Here is a 22790-nt window from a genome sequence, read left to right as displayed (position 1 = left end):
TCGACCGGGTGCCCGGAACACGTCCGGCACCCGGTCACAGCTACAGCAACCGGTCGAAAACCCCGAGCGCCCCGAGCCCCGCCGGAATGAGCGCCACCGCGCTCACCACCTCGGCCACGTCCGTCAGGCGTCGCAGCAGTGCCCGTACGTGCTCCGGCAGCCGTACGGCGAGCGCCGCGACCGGCAGCGCCGCCAGCAGGCACAGCGCGATCAGCGCCCCCGCCGGGCTGCCGCCGTCCGCCCACAGCAGGGCGAGCCGTACGCAGACCGCCGTACCGGCCGTCAGCAGCGCCACGACCTCCAGTACCAGCGGGTAGGCCCGCGCCCGAGAGAACAGCACGACGCACAACAGCACCGCGCCCGCCACGGCCCAGCCGCCACCCGTCCCGGACACGCCCCCGGCCGCCAGCACCCCGGCCGCTCCCGCCGATCCGGCCATCGCGACGGCGGCCGGCGTGAGTCCGCGGTGCGTGGCGCCCAGCGCCGCCGCGACCCGGTGGCTGCTGACCGGCGTACCGCCGGAGCGCCGGTCGTCCAGCCGCGTCAGCCCGGCCGACGTCAGGGCGAGCCGTGGCAGACAGCCCAGCGCCAGCACCGACACCAGGCCGATCAGGACGGCCGCCCGCGCCGGGCCGGCTAGCGCCGCCCCCGCCTCCCACACGCCCACCGCAGCCGCGACCGCCGCCGCACCGACGAGTCCGCCCCGCCCCAGGCCCGTACAGATCCCGAGCAGCGCGAGTACGGCCGCCACCGTCAGGCCGACGGCGGCCAAGCGTGGCGCGCCTCCCGAGGTCACGTCCCAGGAGGCGAGCACGCCGAGTACACCGCCCATCAGGAGCAGCGCCGTGCCCGGCAGGCGTCGGCCGAGCAGCGGGCCGGCCACGGCACCGGCCCCGGCCACGATCAACGCGGCCCCACCGAGCCACGGCCCGGCCTGCTCAGGCCCGTACGCGCGCGCGGCGAGCAGGCCCGCCACGGCCGACAGCAGCGTCCCGGCCGCGACCGCGGTCCACGCCCGACTCCGCTCGTCCCACCGCCGGGCGGGCAGGTCGAGACCCTCGCCCGGCACCGCGCCCACTACCCCAGGTGCGGGTGCGGTCGGCATCGGCGCCTCCGGCGATTCCTGTTCCCGTTCCCGCAGCAGCCGCAGTACGGACCCGTCGGTCACGTTCGCGGACGCGAGCGTCTCGCCCTGGGCGAGTACGGCACCGCCGTCCGTCACCAGGCGGCAGCGTGACGGCCCGTACGCCGCCGGGTCGCCGGCCGCCCGCAGCACCTCGGGCAGCAGCGTGCCGACCGGCTCGTGCGCGGGCAGCACCAGGTCCACCCGACGCCGTTCGCCCGCCAGCACGACCCGCCGCAGCGCCACCCGCGCCCCGGCCTCGTTATGCACGGCTGCTGACCACCACGGTCCCGGCCACCTTGTCGTGCAGACACTGCCGGTACGGCTCGTCCCAGAGGCACCACAGCACGTTGAGCAGCCCCAGCAGCGGGACGAATCCCATCGGGAAGACAATCGCCCAGCGCCCGAACGCCCGCCCGAACGACAGCGGCGCGCCGGTGTCCAGCCGGGCGACGCGCAGGCCGCAGATCCGCTTGCCGAACGTGCCGCCGTACTTCCCGTTCATGAACGGCTCGTACAGGAGCAACGCGATGACGGCGGCGATTCCGATCAGTGCCGTCGGAATACCGAACGCGGCGCCGCGCGGCAGCACGGCCTGTATGAGAGCGACCGCCCCGACCACCAGGAATATCGCGACGGTCTGGAAGACGAAGTCCAGCAACCGGGCCCCGAGCCGCGCGCCCCGGCTGCCCAGCATGGCCAGGGGCGGCCCGCCCGCCTGCGGCGCTCCGTAGGGGTGGCCCTGCGGTCCCGGCGCCGAAGAGCCCGGGGCCTGCCCGTACCCGTAGGCCCCCTGTCCCCCGTACGCACCTTGCTGCGCGTACGCACCTTGCTGCCCGTACGGCGCCTGCTGGCCGTTCGCGCCCTGCTGCCCATATGTCCCCTGTTGCCCGTACGGACCCTGCTGTCCGTACGGGCCTTGCTGTCCGTACGCCCCTTGCTGTCCGTACGGGCCTTGCTGGTACTCACTCATGCCGCAGATCCAAGCTGGCCGTGCGGCCTCCGCACAAGCCGCGCCCGTCGCGGCCCCGAGGAGGCGGCGGGTGAGGAAAACCCCACCCCGGGGCACCGACGATCCCCATGGTTACTACCGGCGGTGACCGGCAAGCTAGGCGTATGACCGCACGCTCCGCTCATGATCGACGCCGGGACCGTCCTCCGCACCCGGCCGCGCCGCCGTCGGCCACCGCCGACGGCGGCGAGGGGTACGGCACCGGCGAGGCCCTGCCGCCGCCGCGGGCCGCGCTCGCCCCCGCGACCTGGCGGGAGATCCTCCACCTGCTCACCGATCTCCCGCTGGGCGTGCCGGCCTTCGCCGTGGTGACGGTGTGGCTGGCGGCGGGTATCGGGCTGTCCGTCACCGTCGTCGGACTGCCGCTGCTCGCGGTGGGGCTCCAGGTGTGCGGCAAGTACGGAAAGCTGGAACGGGCCCGCGCACGGCGCCTGCTGGGCGTTCGGGTGGACGAGCCGAGTCCGCTCCGTGCGGCGGGGAACGGTTTCTTCTCCTGGCTGTGGATGCGGCTGAAGGACCCGGTCGGGTGGCGGCACGCGCTGTACGCGTTCATCCGGCTGCCCTGGTCGGTCATCACCTTCCCGGTCGTGCTCACCTCGCTCTTCGTGGCCTGGCCGGCGCTGCCCTGGATCGCGCGCGGGCTGACGAACGTCGACCGGATGATGGTGCGCGGCCTGCTGTCCCCCTCCGACGAGCTGGAGCGGCGGATCGCCGAGCTGAAGATGGACCGCGCGACCGTCTCCGACACGGCCGCCGCCGACCTGCGGCGCATCGAACGCGACCTGCACGACGGCGCGCAGGCCCGGCTCGTCGCGCTGGCGATGGGGCTCGGACTGGCGAAGGAGAAGCTGCTGGAGGATCCGGACGCGGCGGCGCAGATGGTCGACGAGGCGCACGGTGAGGTGAAGCTCGCCCTGCAGGAGCTGCGGGACCTCGCGCGCGGCATCCACCCGGCGATCCTCACCGACCGCGGTCTCGGCCCGGCCCTGTCGGCCCTCGCCGCCCGCTGCACCGTGCCGGTCGAGGTCGAGGTGGACGTGGCGGAACGGCCCGCGCCGGCCATTGAGGGCATCGCGTACTTCACCGTCTCCGAGCTGCTGCAGAACGTCTCCAAGCACAGCGGCGCGCGGACGGCGCGGGTCGGTGTCTGGCGTGCGCAGGACCGGTTGCTGATCGATGTCCAGGACGACGGGCGGGGCGGCGCGCGGCTGGACGGCGGCAGCGGCATGGCCGGGCTGGCGGAGCGGCTGGGATCGGTGGACGGTCTGTTCGTCCTCGATTCCCCGGTCGGCGGCCCGACCCGGGTGACCGCCGAACTGCCGTGGCGCGGCCGCGAGCAGGAGCGGAGCAAGGAGAAGGGACGGGAGCGGGGCCGAGGGCGGGGACGCGAACGAGGTCAGGGCCGGGCACGCGAGCGCCGGCCGAAGGGGGCGTGAGCACCGGCCGCAGGCAACCCACAGCCCCAGCCCGCATCCCACGACCCGATCCCGCACCCGCCACCCGATCCCGCACTCCGCCACCCGCAGGGCACAAGCAGCCCGCAGGACACAAGCACCCCCCTGGACACAAGCCCCCCTGGCCACAGGCATCCCGCAGGGCACAAGCGCCCCCGCCAGGCCGGAGGCCACTCCACAGGGGTGGGGAAAACCCCAGTACGAAGACTGCGTTTTCCCTCATGGTGCGGAGGGCGCCGAGCGCGGAGGCTGGAGGTAGTCGGCAGAGCTGGGCCAGCGGCGCCGGCGACAACAGCAGCTGGACGTGGCCGCAGGCGCGACGGAGCGCCGTCGGCAGACCGGCCCGGACCTGGCAGAACGGACGACGAGATGATGGACACCGCGTACGGACACCGCCCCTCCGCCTCACGCCTGCCCACCGCACTGCGGGCCCCGTTCTCGGGGCGCACCTGGCGGGAGTTGCTCTACCTCGTCCTCAGCCTGCCGCTGTCGACCGTGATGTTCGGCTATGCCGTCACCATGATCTCGCTCAGCGCCGGCCTGCTGGTCACCTTCCTGGGCATACCGGTCCTCGCGGGCGCGCTGGTGGGGTGCCGGGGCATGGGCGCCCTGGAGCGGATCCGGGCGCGCACCCTGCTGGAGCTGGACGTGGCCCACCCGGAGCCGGTGCGCCCCGCCAAGCCGGGCCTGCTGAGCTGGGTCGGCGCGGTCCTCAAGAGCGGTGTCTCCTGGCGCCACCTCCTGTACTCGCTCCTGCACTTCCCCTGGGCGCTCTTCGCCTTCTGCTTCTCGGTGACGTTCTGGTCGGTGGGCTGGTCACTGCTGCTCTACCCGGTGTGGCAGTGGACGTTCCCCGCCTACCTCGACCAGCCCGGCATCCAGCTGTGGGGCAACGGTCACGGCGACGGCGTCTACCTGGACACCCCCGCCGGGATGGCGGTGGCCAGCGCGACCGGGCTGCTGCTCGTCCTCGCCGGTCCGTGGGTGATACGCGGGCTGACGCACGTGGACCGCGTCCTGGTGTACGGGCTGCTCGGCCCCTCCACGCTGGCCACGCGCGTCTCGGAGCTGGAGACGGACCGCGGGGTGGTCGTGGACACCGCCGCCGCCGACCTGCGGCGCATCGAGCGCGACCTGCACGACGGCGCGCAGGCGCGGCTGGTGTCGCTGGCCATGGACCTGGGCCTGGCGAAGGAGAAGCTGGCCGAGGACCCGCAGGCCGCGGCCAAGATGGTGGACGAGGCGCACGGCGAGGTGAAGATAGCCCTACAGGAGCTGCGGGACCTCGCGCGCGGCATCCACCCGGCGATCCTCACCGACCGCGGTCTCGGCCCGGCCCTGTCGGCCCTCGCCGCCCGCTGCACCGTGCCGGTCAAGGTCTCGGTCGATCTGGACCGCCGCCCGGCCGCGGCCATCGAGGGAATCGCCTACTTCACCGTCTCGGAGCTGCTGCAGAACGTCTCCAAGCACGCGCGGGCGACCGCCGCCACCGTGGACGTGTGGCACGCGGGCGACCGGATCATGGTCCTGGTCTCGGACAACGGCCAGGGCGGCGCGACCACGGAGTCGGGCGGCGGGCTGAGGGGCCTGGCGGAGCGCCTCGACTCGGTCGACGGTCTGCTCGTCGTCGACTCGCCGGTCGGCGGCCCGACGTCCATCACCGCCGAACTCCCCTGGCGCGGCTGACCCACCGCCCCACCACCGCTCCCCCACCACCGCTCCCTCAGCTCCCACCACCCCTCCGCCCCCGTCAGCTCCCATCACCACCGCCCCTCGCCTCCGACCCAGCCCACCTTTCCGCTCCGTGCCCAGCCCTCTCCTCCCCTCCCCTCCCCTCTCCTCCCCTCCCAGCCCAGCCCACCCTCCGCTCCGGACCCCGTCCACCTCCCCGGACGGCCGTCCTTCCCGCCCCTCGAACGGCCGTCCCTCCCGCCCCTCGGACGGCCGTCCGTCCCTCCCGCCCCCTTCCGGACTGCCTTCCCCTATTCCTGGCGGTGGGGGGCGGGTGGGTCCGGATGCTGGGATGCTGGAGGGCGCAGGGTGGGGAAGAAACGGAACGTGGGGGCTTGAAGAGTCGTGGAGGACAGGGTGCGGGTGGTCATCGCCGAGGACTCGGTGCTGCTTCGGGAGGGGCTCACCCGGTTGCTGACCGACCGTGGGCACGACGTCGTCGCGGGGGTGGGCGACGCCGAGGCGCTGATCAAGGTCATCGGCGAGCTGGCCGCCGAGGGCGAGCTGCCGGACGTGGTCGTGGCGGACGTACGGATGCCGCCGACGCACACGGACGAAGGGGTACGGGCCGCGGTGCGGCTGCGGCGCGACCACCCGGGGCTGGGGGTGCTGGTGCTGTCGCAGTACGTGGAGGAGGAGTACGCGACGGAATTGCTGGCCGGATCCAGTCACGGCGTCGGCTATCTCCTCAAGGACCGGGTAGCTGAAGTACGGGAGTTCGTCGACGCGGTGGTCCGGGTCGCCGCGGGGGGAACCGCGCTCGACCCCGAAGTGGTCGCGCAGCTCCTGGGCCGCAGCCGTAAGCAGGACGTGCTGACGAACCTCACGCCACGGGAGCGGGAGGTCCTGGGGCTGATGGCCGAGGGACGGACGAACTCCGCGATCGCACGGCAGCTGGTGGTGAGCGACGGTGCGGTGGAGAAGCACGTCAGCAACATCTTCCTCAAGCTGGGTCTGTCGCAGAGTGACGGGGATCACCGACGGGTGCTGGCCGTGCTCACCTATCTCAACTCCTGAGAAATCCGACACGCCGCCAGTTGCGCAGGTTGCGGGCGGCCCGCGGGGCGGACCGGGACCTAAGGAGTAGAACCAATGGCCGAGGCGCGAGCGTCTTGGAGAAGGGGGCCGGGGGGCGGTTCTTCCATGACAAATCCTGACAGAACGGCATCTCACGCGGACGTCCATCATGTGATCGCCCAGGGGAAGGCGACCCTTACCCACGTACGATGTTCATGGGACGACCGGTCGGCACGACGAGTCCCGAGCCACCGCCCCGAGGGAGGTCCGAAGCAGTGACCAGCCAGGTCAGCAGCCAAGCCGAGCAGGCCGACGGAGCGCTCACCGGGGAGCCGCAGGCTCCCGGGACCGGCGCCGAAGGCAACGGCGGGAAGAACGGCGGTAAAGAGGTACGTCGCCTGGACCGGGTGATCATCCGGTTCGCGGGCGACTCCGGTGACGGCATGCAGCTCACGGGCGACCGGTTCACGTCCGAGACGGCGGCCTTCGGCAACGACCTGTCGACGCTGCCGAACTTCCCCGCCGAGATCCGGGCCCCCGCCGGCACCCTGCCCGGCGTCTCCAGCTTCCAGCTGCACTTCGCGGACCACGACATCCTCACCCCGGGCGACGCGCCCAACGTCCTGGTGGCCATGAACCCGGCCGCGCTGAAGGCGAACCTGGGCGACGTACCGCGCGGCGCGGAGATCATCGTCAACACCGACGAGTTCACCAAGCGGCCGATGGCGAAGGTGGGTTACGAGGTCAGCCCGCTGGAGGACGGCACGCTCTCGGCGTACAACGTCCACCCGGTGCCGCTGACGACGCTGACCATCGAGGCGCTCAAGGACTTCGGGCTGTCCCGCAAGGAGGCCGAGCGCAGCAAGAACATGTTCGCGCTGGGCCTGCTGTCGTGGATGTACCACCGGCCGACCGAGGGCACCGAAGCGTTTCTGCGGCAGAAGTTCGCCAAGAAGCCGGATATCGCCGAGGCCAACGTCGCCGCCTTCCGCGCGGGCTGGAACTTCGGCGAGACCACCGAGGACTTCGCGGTCTCCTACGAGGTCGCGCCCGCCACCCAGGCCTTCCCGACCGGAACCTACCGCAACATCTCCGGCAACCTGGCCCTGTCGTACGGCCTGATCGCCGCCGGGCAGCAGGCCGACCTGCCGCTCTACCTGGGCTCGTACCCGATCACCCCGGCCTCGGACATCCTGCACGAGCTGAGCAAGCACAAGAACTTCGGCGTGCGCACCTTCCAGGCCGAGGACGAGATCGCCGGCATCGGCGCGGCACTGGGCGCCGCTTTCGGCGGGGCGCTCGCGGTGACCACCACCTCGGGCCCCGGCGTGGCGTTGAAGTCGGAGACCATCGGGCTCGCGGTCTCCCTCGAACTGCCGCTGGTCATCGTGGACATCCAGCGCGGCGGCCCGTCCACCGGCCTGCCCACCAAGACCGAACAGGCCGACCTGCTCCAGGCGATGTACGGGCGCAACGGCGAGGCGCCGGTGCCGATCGTGGCGCCGAAGACGCCCGCCGACTGCTTCGACGCGGCGCTGGACGCGGCGCGCATCGCGCTGACGTACCGCACGCCGGTCTTCCTGCTGTCCGACGGCTACCTGGCCAACGGCTCCGAGCCGTGGCGCGTCCCGGAGGTCGACGAACTGCCGGACCTGCGCGTGCAGTTCGCGAACGGCGCGAACCACACGCTGGCCGACGGCACCGAGGTGTTCTGGCCGTACAAGCGCGACGAGCAGACGCTGGCCCGCCCGTGGGCGGTGCCCGGCACGCCCGGCCTGGAGCACCGCATCGGCGGCATCGAGAAGCAGGACGGCACGGGCAACATCTCTTACGATCCGGCCAACCACGACTTCATGGTGCGCACCCGCCAGGCGAAGGTCGACGGCATCGACATCCCCGACCTGGAGGTCGACGACCCGACGGCGGAGGCGGCCGTCCGCGGCGGCCAGGGCGCGGCCGCCGCGCAGGGCGCCGACACCCTGGTGCTGGGCTGGGGTTCGACGTACGGGCCGATCACCGCGGCCGTCCGGCGCGTACGCCGGGACGGCGGGCGGATCGCGCAGGCGCATCTGCGCCACCTCAACCCCTTCCCGCGGAATCTCGGCGCGGTGCTGGCACGTTACGACAAGGTGGTCGTACCGGAGATGAACCTCGGCCAGCTCGCCACCCTGCTGCGGGCCAAGTACCTCGTCGATGCCCGCTCGTACACCCAGGTCAGCGGGATGCCGTTCAAGGCCGAGCAGCTTGCGGAGGTCTTTAAGGAGGCCATCAATGACTGAGACGATCGCGGAGGGGACCCAGGCGATCGAGGCGCTTTCCCTGGTGCCCAAGGCCGAGGGCAAGCAGTCCATGAAGGACTTCAAGTCCGACCAGGAAGTGCGCTGGTGCCCCGGTTGCGGTGACTACGCGGTGCTCGCCGCCGTGCAGGGCTTCATGCCCGAACTCGGTCTGGCGAAGGAGAACATCGTCTTCGTCTCGGGCATCGGCTGCTCGTCCCGGTTCCCGTACTACATGAACACCTACGGGATGCACTCCATCCACGGCCGTGCCCCGGCCATCGCCACCGGCCTGGCCTCCTCGCGCCGCGACCTGTCGGTGTGGGTCGTCACCGGCGACGGCGACGCGCTGTCCATCGGCGGCAACCACCTCATCCACGCGCTGCGCCGCAACGTCAACCTGAAGATCCTGCTGTTCAACAACCGGATCTACGGGCTGACCAAGGGCCAGTACAGCCCCACCTCCGAGGTCGGCAAGATCACGAAGTCGACGCCGATGGGTTCCCTGGACGCGCCCTTCAACCCGGTGTCGCTGGCCATCGGCGCCGAGGCGTCCTTCGTGGCCCGTACGGTCGACTCCGACCGCAAGCACCTGACCAGCGTGCTGCGGGCGGCGGCCGCCCACCCGGGCACGGCGCTGGTGGAGATCTACCAGAACTGCAACATCTTCAACGACGGCGCCTTCGAGGTCCTCAAGGACAAGCAGCAGGCCGAGGAAGCCGTGATCCGCCTGGAGCACGGGCAGCCGATCCGCTTCGGCGCGCCCGCCGAGGACGGCCTCGGCTCCAAGGGCGTGGTACGGGATCCGGCCACCGGCGACCTCAAGATCATCGACGTGACGGCGGAGGGCGCGGACGCGGTGCTCGTCCACGACGCGCACAACCCCTCGCCGACCACCGCCTTCGCCCTGTCCCGCCTCGCCGATCCGGACACGCTGCACCACACCCCCATCGGTGTGCTGCGCAATGTGGACCGCCCGGTCTACGACGCGCTCATGAGCGACCAGTTGGAGACGGCCATAGAGCAGAAGGGCAAGGGCGACCTGGCCTCGCTGCTCGCCGGCAACGACACCTGGACGGTGGTCGGCTGAGCGGCCGCCCACCGCACTCCGGTGCCCGTACGGGACGTCTTCGGACGCCCTGTACGGGCACCGCTGTTTTCGGCCGGTCTCCGTCGCCCGCGCGCCTGTCATGACCGTATTCCGATACGGGCATGACAGTCGGCCCGCCGGGCGTTACCTTCAAGAGCGCGACCCGCACGACCGCCGGCGCAGATGGAGCAGCATTCACCGGAGGGCCCCTTGCCACCCCAGTCCGACCAGCGCACAGGACTCGTCTACGGCACTGCCGCGTACGTGGTGTGGGGCCTGCTCCCGCTGTACTGGCACCTGCTGGGCGACCTGGCCCCCGCCGAGATCCTGGCCCACCGCATGGCGTGGTCGCTGCCGGTGGCCGCGGTGATCCTGGCCTGCATGCGCCGCTGGTCCTGGATACCGGAGCTGGTGCGGCAGCCCAGGCGGCTCGGCCTGGTGCTGGTCTGCGCCACGGTGATCTCCGTCAACTGGTTCCTGTACATCTGGGCCGTCAACAGCGGCCACGTCCTCGAAGCCAGCCTGGGGTATTTCATCAACCCGCTGGTCAGCATCGCCTTCGGCGTCCTGGTGCTGCGCGAGCGGCTGCGGCCGTTGCAGTGGACGGCGGTCGGCGTGGGCACCGCGGCGGTGGTCGTGATGGCCGTGGCGTACGGCAAGGTGCCCTGGATCTCGCTCGCCCTGGCGTTCACGTTCGCCACGTACGGCCTGGTCAAGAAGGGCGTGAAGCTGGACGGCATCGAGGGCTTCAGCGCCGAGACGGCGATGCAGTTCCTGCCCGCGCTCGGCATCCTGGTCTACCTCGGCGCACGCGGCGAGGCCGGGTTCACCAGCGGCGGGGTGGGGCAGATGCTGCTGCTCATGGGCTGCGGCGTGGCCACCGCGCTGCCGCTGATCGCCTTCGGCGCGTCGGCGGTGCGCCTGCCGCTGACCGTGCTCGGCATGCTCCAGTACCTGGCCCCGACCTTCCAGTTCGCCCTCGGCCTGCTGGTCTTCCACGAGGAGATGCCGCCGGAGCGCTGGGCGGGCTTCGGTCTGGTGTGGCTGGCGCTGGTGGTGCTGACGTACGACGCGATCCGTACCGCCCGTTCGGCCCGTACGGCGCTGGTCACGGCTCGGGAGACGGCACGGGAAGCGGCCCGGGAGGCGACTGCGGCCCTGCCCCCGCAGACCTCGCGGCCCGGTCCGGAGTCCGCCGCGGCGGCCCCGGAAACCGCCCCGGAACTGGGTGCCGCCAAGTCCTGAACCCGGCATCACCGAGCCCCGGGCCGCCGCGAGCGCTATGCGGATCGGGGTGTCCGGATTCCGCCTTGTCAGCGGGGCACGGCGCGCCCACCATCAGCTTCGCGCCATGCACGGTCCGTTCATCTCACGTTCGGAATCCGGAGACCCCTCATGTCATGGAAAGCCGAAAGACCCAGCGCCACCAGGCTTTTTCGAAGATCCGACCGGAGCCGGGGCAGCGGCCCCGGCGGTCTGAAGGCCACCGCGGCCGGTGCCGTGGTCGGCCTGATCGTTGCGATACCCGGGGCGGCCGGTGCGGCCACCGCCGCGCCCGCCGCCGCCCGCTCCACCGCCCCCACCGCGGCTGCCGCCCCCGACATACCGGTGGCCAACGTCAAAGCGCACCTCAGCCAGCTCCAGTCGATAGCCACCGCCAACGGCGGCAACCGGGCCCACGGCCGGCCCGGTTACCGGGCCTCGCTCGACTACATCAAGGGCAAGCTGGACGCCGCGGGCTTCACCACCACCGTGCAGCAGTTCACCACCAGCGGCGCCACCGGCTACAACCTCATCGCCGACTGGCCCGGCGGCGACCCGAACCAGATCCTGATGGCCGGCGCGCACCTGGACTCCGTCGGCGCGGGCCCCGGCATCAACGACAACGGCTCCGGCTCCGCCGCGGTCCTCGAAACCGCGCTGGCCGTCTCCCGCGCCGCCGTCAAACCCGCCAAGCACCTGCGCTTCGGCTGGTGGGGCGCCGAGGAGCTGGGGATGCGCGGCTCCCAGTACTACGTCGGCCGGCTGGCCGCGACGGAGCGCTCGAAGTTCAGCGGCTACCTCAACTTCGACATGGTCGGCTCCCCCAATCCCGGCTATTTCGTCTACGACGACGACCGCGCCATCGAGAGCGTCTTCAAGGACTACTACGCCTCGGTGAACATCCCCACGGAGATCGAGACCGAGGGCGACGGCCGCAGTGACCACGCGCCGTTCAAGAACGTCGGCATCGCCGTGGGCGGCCTGTTCTCCGGCGCCGACTACACCAAGACGGCCGCCCAGGCGCAGAAGTGGGGCGGTACGGCGGGCCAGCCCTTCGACCGCTGCTACCACCGTTCCTGCGACACCTCGGCGAACATCAACGACACCGCCCTGGACCGCAACAGCGACGCCGTCGCGCACGCGGTGTGGACGCTGGGCGTCGGCTCGACCACCCCGCCCGGTGGCACCGTCTTCGAGAACACCGATGACGTCCCGATCCCGGACGCGGGGGCCGCGGTCAGCTCCTCGGTGACGGTCTCCGGGCGTACGGGCAACGCGCCGGCCGCCCTGAAGGTCGGGGTGGACATCAAGCACACCTACCGCGGCGACCTGGCCATCGACCTCGTCGGGCCGAGCGGGCGGACGTACCGGCTGAAGAACTCCAGCGGCTCGGACTCGGCGGCGAACGTGATCACCACGTACACCGTCGACGCGTCCGCCGAGACCGCCGACGGCACCTGGCAGCTGCGGGTGCAGGACCTCGGGCCGCAGGACACCGGCTACATCGACAGCTGGAAGCTGACCTTCTGACGGCCGTCGGCGGCAGTGGGCGGTGAACACCCGGCGCGGGGCGTCACGGCATCAGACCGTGATGTCCCGCGCCGTGAAGCGCGCCCAGGCGGCGGAGCCGAAGACCGCCGCGTACAGCGCCTGGAGGCCGAGGTTCTGCTGGAGCCGGTCCCAGTAGACGGGATCGCGCAGCAGATCGGCGAAGGACAGCCAGTGGTGCGGGAAGAGGTACGGCTGGATCGCGTGCAGCTGCGGAATGGTGTCCAGGATCTGGACCATGATCAGCAGGCCGACCGTGGTGGCCATCGCGGCGATGCCGCTGTTGGTGAGCGTCGAGACGAACAGTCCGATCGCCGCCACCCCGACCAGGGACAGGGCCACCACCGCCGCGACGGCCAGCGCGCGCAGCAGCCCCTCGCCGAACGGCACGGTCGTCCCGGACAGCAGCGTCACCTCGCCGACGGGGAACAGCAGCGCGCCGGTCAGCAGCGCCGACGCCGCCACGACCAGCGTGGCCACCAGGCAGAACGTCAGCGTGGTCGCGTACTTGACCAGCAGCAGCCGGGTCCGCCCGGCCGGTGCGACGAGCAGATAGCGCAGCGTGCCGGTGTGCGCCTCGCCGGCGACGGAGTCCCCGGCGACCACACCGACGGCCAGCGGCAGGAAGACCGGCAGCGTGACGGCCAGCGAGGTGAAGACCAGGAAGAGGCCGTTGTTGGTGATCTGCGAGACGAAGGCGGCGCCGCCGCTCCCGCCGCCCGCACCACCGTCGCCGCCGCTCGTCTCGATCTTCACGGCGATGCCGATCAGGACCGGTACGGCGGCGAGCACGGCGAGCAGGACGAGGGTGCGCCAGCGGCGGAAGGTCGTACCGATCTCGTTGCGCAGCAGGCCGAGCGACCACAGGGGCCGCGCCGTACGCCCCACGGCGGTGCCCCCGGCACCCGCTTTCCCGCCCCCGGCACCGGCTCCGGCGCCCGCTTTTCCGGCTCCGGCGCCCCCGGGTGTCTTCCCGGTGTCCTGCGCGCCCTCCGCCGCCTCAGCCCGCGACATCGAAGCCCTCCCCTGTGAGCTGGACGAAGACGTCCTCCAGGGACGCCCGTTCGGTGCCGAAGGACCGGACCCGCACCCCGGCCCGCACCAGCGCGGCGTTCACGTCCGCGAGATCGAGTACGTCCGTGGGATCGGGTACGTCCGTGGGATCGGGCACGCCTCCGGGCCCGGACACGCCCCCAGTACCGGCGACGCCCCCAGCACCGGACACATCCGTGAGGCCGGGCGGTCCGGCGGGCGGCGCGGGCAGCTCCCCGGTCACCCGCTCGTCCGTCACCACGAGATCGGTGATCCCGTGTTCCTTGAGCACCCGCACCGCGTCGGCGGTGTCGGGCGTGCCGACCGTCAGCCGCCCGCGGGTGCCGGCGGACAGCGCGGCGACCGTGCCCTGGGTGACGAGCCGGCCGCGCGCCATCACCGCGGCGTGCGTGCAGACCTGCTCGATCTCGTCGAGGAGGTGGGAGGAGAGGAAGACGGTGGTGCCGTCCCCCGCCAGCTCCCTGATCAGCGTACGGATCTCGCGCATGCCCTGCGGGTCCAGGCCGTTGGTCGGCTCGTCCAGCACGAGGAGGTCCCGGGGCTGGAGCAGTGCCGCGGCCAGCCCCAGCCGCTGCTTCATGCCCAGCGAGTACGCGCGCGCCTTCTTGCGGGCGGCCGCCGCCAGACCGACCCGGTCCAGGGCCTGGTCGACCCGCCGCGCACGTGTACGCGGATCGGCGGCCGGATCGGCGGCGTCGAACCGTACGAGGTTGTCGCGCCCGCTGAGGAATCCGTACAGGGCCGGCCCCTCGATGAGGGCGCCGACCCTGGGGAGCACCCGGCGGGCCGCCCGCGGCATCGGCTCGCCGAGCAGCCGGGCCCCGCCAGCGGACGGCTCGATCAGGCCGAGCAGCATCCGGATCGTGGTCGTCTTGCCCGAGCCGTTGGGTCCCAGGAAGCCGAAGACGCTGCCGTGCGGTACGGCGAGGTCGAGCCGGTCGACGGCGAGCTGTCCGCCACGGTACGTCTTCGTCAGCCCCCGGGTCTCGATCACCCGGTCCCCGGCGGACGGCTGCGTCATCGGCTCCCCCAACTGATCGGGCAACGGGTCGGGCTGCGGACCGGGCCACGGATCGGCCTCGGATCGGGCCGCGGGCCGGCCACGGGTCGGACCTGTGGCCGCGGCCCGCCCGCGGCGGCGGCCCGGAGGGCGGGGCGGGACCGGCCCGCCCCGCCGAACCGCGCGTTACTTGGCGGCCTCGGCGGCCTTGATCAGGGACGCCTTGTCCACGGCACCGGCGTAGACCGAGCCGTCGTCCGTCACCAGGGCGTTGACCAGACGGGTGCTGAACATCCGGCCGGAGCCGAACTTCCCGCTGACCTTCTCGCCCAGGCTGTCCAGCAGCTTGGCCGCGTCGCCGGAGGCGTTCTTGCCGGCCGAGGACAGGCCGGAGCCGTTCCCCTTCAGGTGGGCTATGGAGGTCCAGCCGTCACCGATGACCTCGAAGCCGCCGTTCTTGCCGCCCTTGCCGTTCTGGCCGGTCAGGCCGTACTTCCCGAGGATGCCCTTGAGGTCCTCGGCGGCCCGGCCCTGGTCGGCGCGGTGCCGGTCGCGGGCCTTGTCGCCGTCCACGACCTTTGCGCCCTTCGGCGGCTTGAAGTCGAAGGTGTCCGCCGCGGGCTTGGCGAAGTCGACGGAGGTGAAGCCCACGTCGACCGCCGGGGCGCCGCCGCCCTTGGGCGTGAGCGTGAACTTCAGCGGCACACCGGTCTCGGCGTCCACCGAGATCCGTATCGAGTCGACCGTGGAGCCGGACTGCTTGGGCTTGACCGAGAGCTGGTAGGCGTCCCGCCCGGCCACCTTGGCCGTGCCGTCGACCGACACCGAGGTGGTGTCGCCGACCGCGTCCAGCGCCTTCTTGGCCAGCTCCTGCGGGGTGGCGTTCTTCAGGTCCGCGGAACCACCGGACCCGGCGGACTTCTCCGAGCGGTGCTGCCCCTTGCCGGCGTCGGCCGGGACCGTGCTGTGGTACGCGGTGTTGCTGCTGCTCTCGTAACCCCACAGGTCGCGGCCGTTGTGGACGAGGTTGTACTCGGCGGACTTGCCGACGACGGAGAGCCGCTGCTTGTCGGGGCCGTCGACGGCGACGCGCAGCGTGTGCGACCCGGACGCCAGCTCCGACAACTGGCTCTGCGGGCTCGCGGAGGACGCGGTGCCGCCGTCCCCGCCCTTGCCGCCGCGGTCCGCGGCCCCGCCGCCGAACGCGCTCGCGCCGCTGCCGGTCAGGCCGGCGGGCAGCCCCAGGTCAGTGGACGTACGGACGGTGCCGGACAGCTGCTGTACGTCCGACTTGGCGATCTTCGCTATGAGGTCCTGCGCCGAGATCTCCGGCAGATCCGGGGAGCCCGAACCGGCGAAGGCCGGGACCAGCCCGATCGAGGCCGCCGCGACGCCCACGACCGCGACCGGGATCGCGTACCGCATCGTCCTGCGGCGCTTCGCGGAGCGCCCCCCGTCCCCGTCCCACTCGTCGGTGACCTGTATCGGTTGGTTCCGTGGCATGTGCCCTACCTCCGTCGTAAGCGGCGGCCTGCTACGCGACGCACTCGTCCCACTCCCGGGCTCATTGTGACCCGTTCCGCCGTGGCGTGGTGCTGTTCATCCCACCAAATCGGCCAGAGGTCCGCGTCAGCCCCCGGGGCCAACTCCCTCTACTCCCGTGGGATGACCTCCCTTGGCCGAAAGGCAGAGCCGGTACGGCCGGAGGCGGAGCGAACCCTGAGGGACGACCGGGGTCCCACCGGTGTCACGGGCCTCCATGAACCCTCACGCCCCGTAGAGCGCGCCGCCTCGCAGGGCACTCAGCTCCGTACGGCGCGCCACTTCGCAGGACACTCCGCCCCGTAAGGCGCGCCGCCTCGCACGGCACTCCACCCGTAGGGCACGCCGCCTCGCAAGGCACTGCACCCCGTAGGGCGCCGTCAGCCCGCCCGGTGCACCACCGAGTCGCACAGCCCCTCCAGGGCCGTCTTCGCCATGCACTCCGGCAGCGGCGCCAGGGTGGTCCGCGCCTCCTCCGCGTAGCGGACGGTGTCCCGGCGGGCCTGCTCCAGCGCCGGGTGGGCGCGCAGCCCGGCCAGCGCCTCGGCGTGCCGGGTGTCGTCGGTGAGGTCCCCGGCCAGCAGGTCGCGCAGCTCGCGGTCCTTGTCGGTGCCGTGCTCGCCGTCGGCGAGGGCGCGCAGGTGCAGGACCGGCAGGGTCGGGATGCCCTCGCGCAGGTCCGTGCCGGGGGTCTTCCCGGACTCGTGGGAGTCGCTGGCGATGTCCAGGACGTCGTCGGCGAGCTGGAAGGCGGTGCCGAGCCGCTCGCCGTACTGGGTCAGGATGTTGACGATGGACTCGTCGGCGCCGGACATCATCGCGCCGAAGCGGCCCGCGACGGCGATCAGCGAGCCGGTCTTGCCGGCGATGACGTCCAGATAGTGCTCGATCGGGTCCCGGCCGTCGCGCGGTCCGGCCGTCTCCAGGATCTGGCCGGTCACCAGGCGCTCGAACGCCTCGGCCTGGATGCGGACGGCCTCCGGGCCGAGGTCGGCCAGTATGTGCGAGGCGCGGGCGAACAGGAAGTCGCCGGTCAGCACGGCCACCGAGTTGCCCCAGCGGGCGTTGGCGCTGGGCACGCCGCGGCGCACGTCCGCCTCGTCCATGACGTCGTCGTGGTACAGCGTCGCCAGGTGCGTCAGCTCGACGACGACGGCGGACGGGACGACGCCCGGCGTGTGCGGGTCGCCGAACTGCGCGGCCAGCATCGCCAGCAGCGGCCGGAACCGCTTGCCACCCGCGCGCACGAGATGCTGGGCGGCCTCGGTGATGAACGGCACGTCGCTTTTGGTGGCCTCCAGCAGGCCTTCCTCGACAGCCGCCAACCCGGCCTGGACATCGGCCTCAAGAGCCTGGTCCCGCACGCTCAGCCCAAAGGGCCCGACGACGGTCACGAGGGGTACTCCTGTCTGCTGACGATCAAACGGATTGTCGATCTGTCGCTTGTCTCCACCATTGGCCAGCGTATCCGGTCGCTGTTGGATCACCGTGAGCGCCCGCCCCTCCGGGGCGCTCGAACGGCGTGCGAGCCCGGGGAGGCCCGGCACGGGCGCCAGGACAGCCGCCCGCTATGCCCGGTACCTACCAATGATGCGCGTTTCCCGCAGGAAATCCGCAGGACAGTTACAGCAGAACCGCAGCAGGACCGCAGCAGAAACACATCCGCATCGCAGCCGGACGGAAGCCGGAGCGCCCCGCCGCCACGCGGCAGGGCGCTCCTCCCGTTCGTCGGTACACCTGGTGACGGTCGTCGGTACGCCCTGGTCCCGGTCGTCAATACGCCTCGGCCCCGGCCGTCAGTACGCCCTGGCCACCGCCCCCGCCAGCCGCCGGGACGCGAATTCCGTACCGCACACGAAGCGCATCACGGGCCCGAAGGACGCCGCCGCCGGGAGCCCGGTGAAGTACAGGCCCGGAACCGACGAGCCGAAGCCCGCGTCCAGGCGGGGGCCGCCGCCGCTCACGGTGATCCCGGTGCGCAGGCCCTGGCCGAGGAAGTCCATCGCCGCCAGGTCGACCCGGTAGCCGGTGGCGGCCAGGACGTGGTCGGCGGCCAGTTCACCGGTCCGCCCGTCGGGACCGCGCAGGGTCAGGACCGGACGGCCGTCCTCGACCCGCGCCCGTACGACCTGCCGCCCGGCCGTCACCTGGACCCGCCCCACGAAGCGCTCCCGCAGCCACCAGGCGCCCAGCGGCCCCAGCACCCGGCGCACCAGGTAGCGCCGGGCGGGCGCGGGCAGATGGCGGAAACCTCCCGCGTAATAGGTGAATGCATACAGTGACCAGGCGTTTCCGAACGGTGTCTCGGGGCGCAGCTTCGGCTGCCGGTCCGGCGGAGCGCCGAAGCCCACCGCGGTCCGGCCGCGCGCCACTACCCGGACGGAGCGGGCACCGTTCTCGGCGAGCAGCACCGCGCTCTCCAGCGCCGACTGTCCGGCGCCGATCACCACCACGTCCCGGCCCGCGAAGACCGACAGGTCACGGTGCTGGTAGCTGTGCGAGACGGGCCCGGTGGGGGACGGTCCGTCCGGCACCGCCGCGGCCAGTTCCCGTGGCAGCCGCGCGAATCCGGTCAGTCCGGTGGCCACGACGACCGCCCGCGCCCGGAACTGTTCGCCGCTGTCCAGTTTCAGCTCGAAGCCGCCGGCCCGCCGGTCGGCCGAGACGACCCGTACCTGCTCCAGGTCGGGCACCAGCCGCTGCTGGAACCATTCGCCGTACCGTACGAAGGTCTCGACGGGGATGATGTCCCAGTCGGACTCGTACCGCCGCTCGCCGACCGCGTCGCAGAAGTCGCGCAGCGAGTGCCCGGCCTGCGGGGTGTCGATGCTGGACGCCACGGGCGTCGACTTGAGCAGCATCCCGGCGGGCATGTGCTCGCGCCAGCTGACCATCGGCCTGCCGAAGACGCGTACGGGCACTCCCCGCGCGCGCAGGTGCGCCGCCGTCGACAGGCCGTACGGACCGGCCCCGATGACTGCTACCGGAGTGTTCACGTGCGTTCCCCTCCCCAGAGTGTTGCTGGTCCGGCAGTGCTGCCACTGCCCCGGCGGGGAACTGCTGCACGGCTCCCCCCGTTGTCCACCACTGCTCTCGCGTCGCTCCGCTCCCCCGCTGTTGTCGCCGCACCGTCCCGGCGCCCCCGCGCCGTTACGGCCGCGTCTGCTGCTGAAGCGCACCGCTCTCCGCCGCCGCCCGCGCGCGCTTGCTCGCCCGCCGCAGCTCCAGCAGGTGCCGTGCCCCCGGTCCCACGAACCGGGCCAGCATGGTGAAGAACGGCTTGAGGTCGTCGGCGGCCAGCCACGCCAGCTCGGTGCCGGTGGCGCGCTCCGGCGCGTGCGGTGTCGTATAGCCGCTGCGGCGGTACGCGAGCATCGCCGGCAGGTCGATGTTCTCCACCACGAACCGCCGGCCCGCCCGCTGCTCCGCCTCCGGCACCTTCCGGCCGGTCAGGTCCAGATGCTGCGCCCGTACGACGTCGATGCCCGCCTCGTTCTCGAACAGGCGGAACTGGGCCCCCACCCGCGGGTTGAAGTCCAGCAGCTTGTAGGCGCCGTCCCGCCGGTCGTAGCGCCAGTCCAGGTCGGCGATGCCGCTGAAGCCGATGCGCTTGATGAACTGGGCGGTCATCTCGGCCAGTTCCGGGTTGTCGACGACGTACGCGCAGGCCGTCATGCCCGCGTGCGGCGGCCAGGAGCGCACCTTGACCCCGGTGAACAGGGACAGCGCGGTGCTCTCCGCGTCGAAGTACGCGTGCACGATCCAGTCCTCGGCCTCCTCCCGCGGCAGGTACTCCTGGAGGATCACGTCCGGCCGCGGCCCCCAGTCGCGGGCCAGGCCGAGCAACTGGCCCGGGCCGGAGATCCGCGTCGTACCGGCCACCACGGGGTGTCTGCGCCGCTGGAACGCCTCCCTGTTCTTCGCGACGACCGGAAAGCGCGCCCGCGCGGCGAAGCGCTCGATGTCCTCCGGCGACTCCGGGAAGGTGGCCGCCGGTGACGGCACCCCGTGCTCGACGCAGAGTTCGTGCAGCCCCTGCTTGCTCGCCAGGCGGCGCGGCAGGCACGCGTCGAGGCGGGGGAACAGGAAGCGGTCGCCGAGCGCGTCGGCGTATTCGCCGATCAGGACGGCGGCCTCTTCGTCGGTCGGTATCAGGACCGTGGGCCGGCCGATGCGCTTGCCGATGCGCAGCAGCACCTCGGCGAGCCGCTGCGGGTCCTCCCGCCCGGTGGTCGGCCAGACGCAGCGCCCGTGCAGATAGCGGGAGGCGGCGGCGGGCGTGAACCGGTCCTCGGTGATGGCGTACATGGGCACGCCGAGCCGCCCCAGGCTGCGGATCGCCCCTACCCCGCCGTGGTGCAGTGGATAATCGCCGATCTTCACGATGAGCCCCGGTACGGTCCGGTCCACCGCGAACGATGTGCTGGTACGAGCCACCTGACCCCCCAACGGCGCGTCCCGCCCCGGCCGCGCCCCATGGAAGCTAGGGCCCGAACTGACCGAACCGGCACCGCTTTTCAGGACATTACGAACTCTTTAGCCGCCGATGTCTATGTCCTTCGCGCGTTCCGTTCCGGTTTTCGTCCGCTGCCGCGTGGTTCCACGTGAAACCGTGGCACCGCCGCCCCGTCCGCCGTCCATCTGGCCATCCCCTCGCGGCCCGTTGGGCCGTAATCTGATCCGCGGGCCCACCGGCCCGCGGCCACAGGTGACGACACACGCGAGACGACCACGCGAGGAGCCGTACATGCCCGAGCAGCACCCGCTCGACCTGCCCGAGGACCACCCCTTCGGGCCGCACACCCTTCCGTACGGCGTCTTCAGCACGGCGGACGAACCGGAGCGGCGCCGCATCGGCGTGCGCTACGGCGACCACGTACTGGACCTGAACGCGCTCGCCGCCACCTCCGGGTCACCGCACGCCGACCTGCTCGCCGCGCCGACGCTGAACCCGCTGCTCGCCGCCGGCCGCGAGATCTGGCAGGCCGTACGGGAGGCCGTGCGCACGGCGGTCACCGACCCCGCGCACCGGAGCACCACCGAGTCGCTGCTGGTCCCCCTGTCCGGGGTGACCCTGCATCTGCCCTTCGAGGTCGCGGACTACGTCGACTTCTACGCGAGCGAGCACCACGCCACCAACGTCGGCCGGATCTTCCGCCCGAACGCCGACGCGCTCACCCCCAACTGGAAACACCTGCCGATCGGCTACCACGGCCGGTCCGGCACGGTCGTCGTCTCCGGCACCCCGGTGGTCCGGCCCAGCGGCCAGCGCAAGGCACCGGCCGACGCGGCGCCCGTCTTCGGCCCGTCCACCCGGCTGGACATCGAGGCGGAGGTCGGTTTCGTCGTCGGCACCCCGTCCGCGCTCGGTGAGCCCGTCGGCCTCGACGGCTTCCGCGAGCACGTCTTCGGCGTCTGCCTCGTCAACGACTGGTCGGCGCGCGACATCCAGGCGTGGGAGTACGTGCCGCTCGGCCCCTTCCTCGGCAAGTCGTTCGCGACCTCGGTGTCCGCCTGGATCACGCCGCTGGACGCGCTGGACCACGCCCGTACGGCGCCGCCCGCCCGTGACGTGCCGCCGCTCCCGTACCTGGACGACTCGGACACCGAACCGGGCGGCATCGACCTGCGCATCCAGGTGGACATCAACGGCGAGACGGTCGCCCGCCCGCCGTTCTCCGCCATGTACTGGACGGCCGCCCAGCAGCTCGCCCACATGACGGTCAACGGCGCCTCGCTGCGCACCGGCGACCTCTACGCCTCGGGCACGGTCTCCGGACCGGAACCGGACCAGCTCGGCTGCCTCCTGGAACTCACCCAGGGCAAGGGGCCCTTCCTGGAGGACGGCGACGAGGTCACGCTGACCGCCTGGGCACCCGGCCCCGAGGGCTCCCGCATCGGCCTGGGCGAAGTCACCGGGCGCATCCGACCCGCGCGGACCTCATGACCGGGAGCACGGGGGAGAGCTCGCACCCGGACCGGGGACCCACCCTGCCCGAGGAGTTACTGCTCCTCGCCCTGGACCCGGAGCACGGCAAGCCGCTGAACGACGCCTCCCACCTGCGCTACGGCCTGGCCGGGGCGGCCCTCGCCGAGCTGGAGTGGGCCGGGCAGGTCGCCGAGGGCCGCGGTGGCCGGATCATCGTGGGCAGTCCACTGCCGCTCGGTGACCTGGTGCTGGACACCGCACTGAGGACCCTGCCGGTCCCCGGCAAGGGCGGGGACGTCAAGGCCAAGCGGTGGGTGCGGAGCGCGGCACGCGGCATCGACGAGGTGTGCCGACAGCGGCTGGAACAGCGTGACGCGGTCCGCCGGGAGTCCCGGCGGGCACTGGGCCTGTTCCGTTACGAGCGTCTGGCGCCCGGCCCGGTGGACCTGGCCGGGCCGGCCCGCACCCGCTTCAAGGGCGCCCTGGCCAGCGGCTTCGCGGACCCCCGCGACCGGCTGCTCGGCGCCCTGGTCTCGGCCGTCCAGCTGGACCGCAAACTGGTGCAGGGCCACGACCGGCGTGCCGTACGCCGTGACCTGAAAGCGCTGGCCCGTGAGCACTGGATCACCCGCGCCGTCGCGGCCGCGATCTTCGAGGACGAGGCCGCGGCCAGCGGCGGATGAACCCGAGCCGCCCCGTGCCGCGTGTCGCGTTGCTAGCCTCTCGTCTCCCTGTCCCACAACGGAGGAGAC

17 protein-coding genes are annotated in these 22790 nt (G+C 72.3%); 9 read left to right on the top strand and 8 right to left on the bottom strand.

Translation table 11 applies throughout. The features are described from left to right. Positions 1 to 40: 40 nt before the first annotated feature. The gene (locus tag CP973_RS03215) at positions 41 to 1393 is read right to left on the bottom strand and encodes an EsaB/YukD family protein (RefSeq protein ID WP_150237387.1); all 1353 of its coding nucleotides are present in this window, start codon (positions 1391 to 1393) and stop codon (positions 41 to 43) included. Beyond that, complete coding sequence (locus CP973_RS40680; RefSeq protein ID WP_244409256.1) at positions 1386 to 2096, bottom strand: RDD family protein; 711 nt, start codon at positions 2094 to 2096, stop codon at positions 1386 to 1388. The genes CP973_RS03215 and CP973_RS40680 overlap by 8 nt, the downstream gene beginning before the upstream one ends. 143 nt (positions 2097 to 2239) lie before the next feature. On the opposite strand from CP973_RS40680, the gene CP973_RS03205 reads away from it, so the two are divergent. The 7 genes from CP973_RS03205 to CP973_RS03175 all read left to right on the top strand — a co-directional run bounded on the left by CP973_RS03205 (position 2240) and on the right by CP973_RS03175 (position 12496). Further along, complete coding sequence (locus CP973_RS03205; protein WP_150237385.1) at positions 2240 to 3571, top strand: sensor histidine kinase; 1332 nt, start codon at positions 2240 to 2242, stop codon at positions 3569 to 3571. 387 nt (positions 3572 to 3958) lie between these two features. Further along, the gene (locus CP973_RS03200; RefSeq protein WP_425281931.1) at positions 3959 to 5275 is read left to right on the top strand and encodes a sensor histidine kinase; all 1317 of its coding nucleotides are present in this window, start codon (positions 3959 to 3961) and stop codon (positions 5273 to 5275) included. Between the two features lie 402 nt (positions 5276 to 5677). Then, positions 5678 to 6337 carry a LuxR C-terminal-related transcriptional regulator gene (locus CP973_RS03195; RefSeq protein ID WP_280119013.1) on the top strand — a complete coding sequence of 220 codons (660 nt, stop codon included), beginning with the start codon at positions 5678 to 5680 and terminating at the stop codon, positions 6335 to 6337. A 275-nt stretch (positions 6338 to 6612) separates the two neighbouring features. Then, the gene (locus CP973_RS03190; protein WP_150237381.1) at positions 6613 to 8616 is read left to right on the top strand and encodes a 2-oxoacid:acceptor oxidoreductase subunit alpha; all 2004 of its coding nucleotides are present in this window, start codon (positions 6613 to 6615) and stop codon (positions 8614 to 8616) included. Continuing rightward, positions 8609 to 9703 (top strand): 2-oxoacid:ferredoxin oxidoreductase subunit beta, encoded by a 1095-nt coding sequence (locus CP973_RS03185; protein WP_150237379.1) that lies wholly within the window; start codon positions 8609 to 8611, stop codon positions 9701 to 9703. Before CP973_RS03190 ends, CP973_RS03185 begins: the two co-directional genes overlap by 8 nt. Before the next feature lie 210 nt (positions 9704 to 9913). Then, complete coding sequence (gene rarD, locus CP973_RS03180; RefSeq protein ID WP_150237377.1) at positions 9914 to 10948, top strand: EamA family transporter RarD; 1035 nt, start codon at positions 9914 to 9916, stop codon at positions 10946 to 10948. A 255-nt stretch (positions 10949 to 11203) separates the two neighbouring features. Further along, a complete protein-coding gene (locus tag CP973_RS03175; RefSeq protein ID WP_425281930.1) occupies positions 11204 to 12496 on the top strand; it encodes a M28 family metallopeptidase in 1293 nt (430 codons plus the stop codon). Between the two features lie 51 nt (positions 12497 to 12547). Here the strand turns inward: CP973_RS03175 and CP973_RS03170 are convergent, their stop codons facing one another. The 6 genes from CP973_RS03170 to CP973_RS03145 form a co-directional block, all read right to left on the bottom strand. After that, positions 12548 to 13528 carry an ABC transporter permease gene (locus CP973_RS03170; protein ID WP_208853126.1) on the bottom strand — a complete coding sequence of 327 codons (981 nt, stop codon included), beginning with the start codon at positions 13526 to 13528 and terminating at the stop codon, positions 12548 to 12550. Continuing rightward, entirely contained in the window at positions 13515 to 14588 is a 1074-nt protein-coding gene (locus CP973_RS03165) for an ABC transporter ATP-binding protein (RefSeq protein WP_150237375.1), read from the bottom strand. Before CP973_RS03165 ends, CP973_RS03170 begins: the two co-directional genes overlap by 14 nt. Before the next feature lie 165 nt (positions 14589 to 14753). After that, on the bottom strand, positions 14754 to 16070 hold the full coding sequence (locus CP973_RS03160) for a LolA family protein (RefSeq protein WP_150237373.1): 1317 nt from the start codon (positions 16068 to 16070) through the stop codon (positions 14754 to 14756). 419 nt (positions 16071 to 16489) lie between these two features. Continuing rightward, positions 16490 to 17503, bottom strand: a complete 1014-nt coding sequence (locus CP973_RS03155; RefSeq protein ID WP_150237371.1) for a polyprenyl synthetase family protein — start codon at positions 17501 to 17503, stop codon at positions 16490 to 16492. Between the two features lie 402 nt (positions 17504 to 17905). Beyond that, positions 17906 to 19105: an FAD-dependent oxidoreductase gene (locus CP973_RS03150; RefSeq protein ID WP_150237369.1), complete on the bottom strand. Its 1200-nt coding sequence runs from the start codon at positions 19103 to 19105 to the stop codon at positions 17906 to 17908. Positions 19106 to 19259: 154 nt separating this feature from the next. Then, entirely contained in the window at positions 19260 to 20546 is a 1287-nt protein-coding gene (locus CP973_RS03145) for a carboxylate--amine ligase (protein ID WP_244409255.1), read from the bottom strand. 310 nt (positions 20547 to 20856) lie between these two features. Between CP973_RS03145 and fahA the strand changes: the two genes are divergently transcribed. Both fahA and CP973_RS03135 read left to right on the top strand, forming a co-directional pair. Continuing rightward, positions 20857 to 22056 carry a fumarylacetoacetase gene (gene fahA, locus CP973_RS03140; protein ID WP_150237367.1) on the top strand — a complete coding sequence of 400 codons (1200 nt, stop codon included), beginning with the start codon at positions 20857 to 20859 and terminating at the stop codon, positions 22054 to 22056. Further along, the gene (locus tag CP973_RS03135; RefSeq protein ID WP_150237365.1) at positions 22053 to 22721 is read left to right on the top strand and encodes a GOLPH3/VPS74 family protein; all 669 of its coding nucleotides are present in this window, start codon (positions 22053 to 22055) and stop codon (positions 22719 to 22721) included. The genes fahA and CP973_RS03135 overlap by 4 nt, the downstream gene beginning before the upstream one ends. Positions 22722 to 22790: the final 69 nt, after the last annotated feature.

It is taken from the genome of Streptomyces albofaciens JCM 4342 (genome assembly GCF_008634025.1).
GTDB classification, from domain to species: domain Bacteria; phylum Actinomycetota; class Actinomycetes; order Streptomycetales; family Streptomycetaceae; genus Streptomyces; species Streptomyces albofaciens.
The sequence above is the reverse complement of the archived record's forward strand: the minus strand, read 5'-3'. Positions and strand labels throughout refer to the sequence as shown.

Excerpts from the sequence above, each read along its gene's own strand:
- CP973_RS40680 (WP_244409256.1), bottom strand. The coding sequence starts at position 2,096 with ATGAGTGAGTACCAGCAAGGCCCGTACGGACAGCAAGGGGCGTACGGA.
- CP973_RS03205 (WP_150237385.1), top strand. The coding sequence starts at position 2,240 with ATGACCGCACGCTCCGCTCATGATCGACGCCGGGACCGTCCTCCGCAC.
- CP973_RS03200 (WP_425281931.1), top strand. The coding sequence starts at position 3,959 with ATGATGGACACCGCGTACGGACACCGCCCCTCCGCCTCACGCCTGCCC.
- CP973_RS03185 (WP_150237379.1), top strand. The coding sequence starts at position 8,609 with ATGACTGAGACGATCGCGGAGGGGACCCAGGCGATCGAGGCGCTTTCC.
- CP973_RS03170 (WP_208853126.1), bottom strand. The coding sequence starts at position 13,528 with ATGTCGCGGGCTGAGGCGGCGGAGGGCGCGCAGGACACCGGGAAGACA.
- CP973_RS03165 (WP_150237375.1), bottom strand. The coding sequence starts at position 14,588 with ATGACGCAGCCGTCCGCCGGGGACCGGGTGATCGAGACCCGGGGGCTG.
- CP973_RS03160 (WP_150237373.1), bottom strand. The coding sequence starts at position 16,070 with ATGCCACGGAACCAACCGATACAGGTCACCGACGAGTGGGACGGGGAC.
- fahA (WP_150237367.1), top strand. The coding sequence starts at position 20,857 with ATGCCCGAGCAGCACCCGCTCGACCTGCCCGAGGACCACCCCTTCGGG.
- CP973_RS03135 (WP_150237365.1), top strand. The coding sequence starts at position 22,053 with ATGACCGGGAGCACGGGGGAGAGCTCGCACCCGGACCGGGGACCCACC.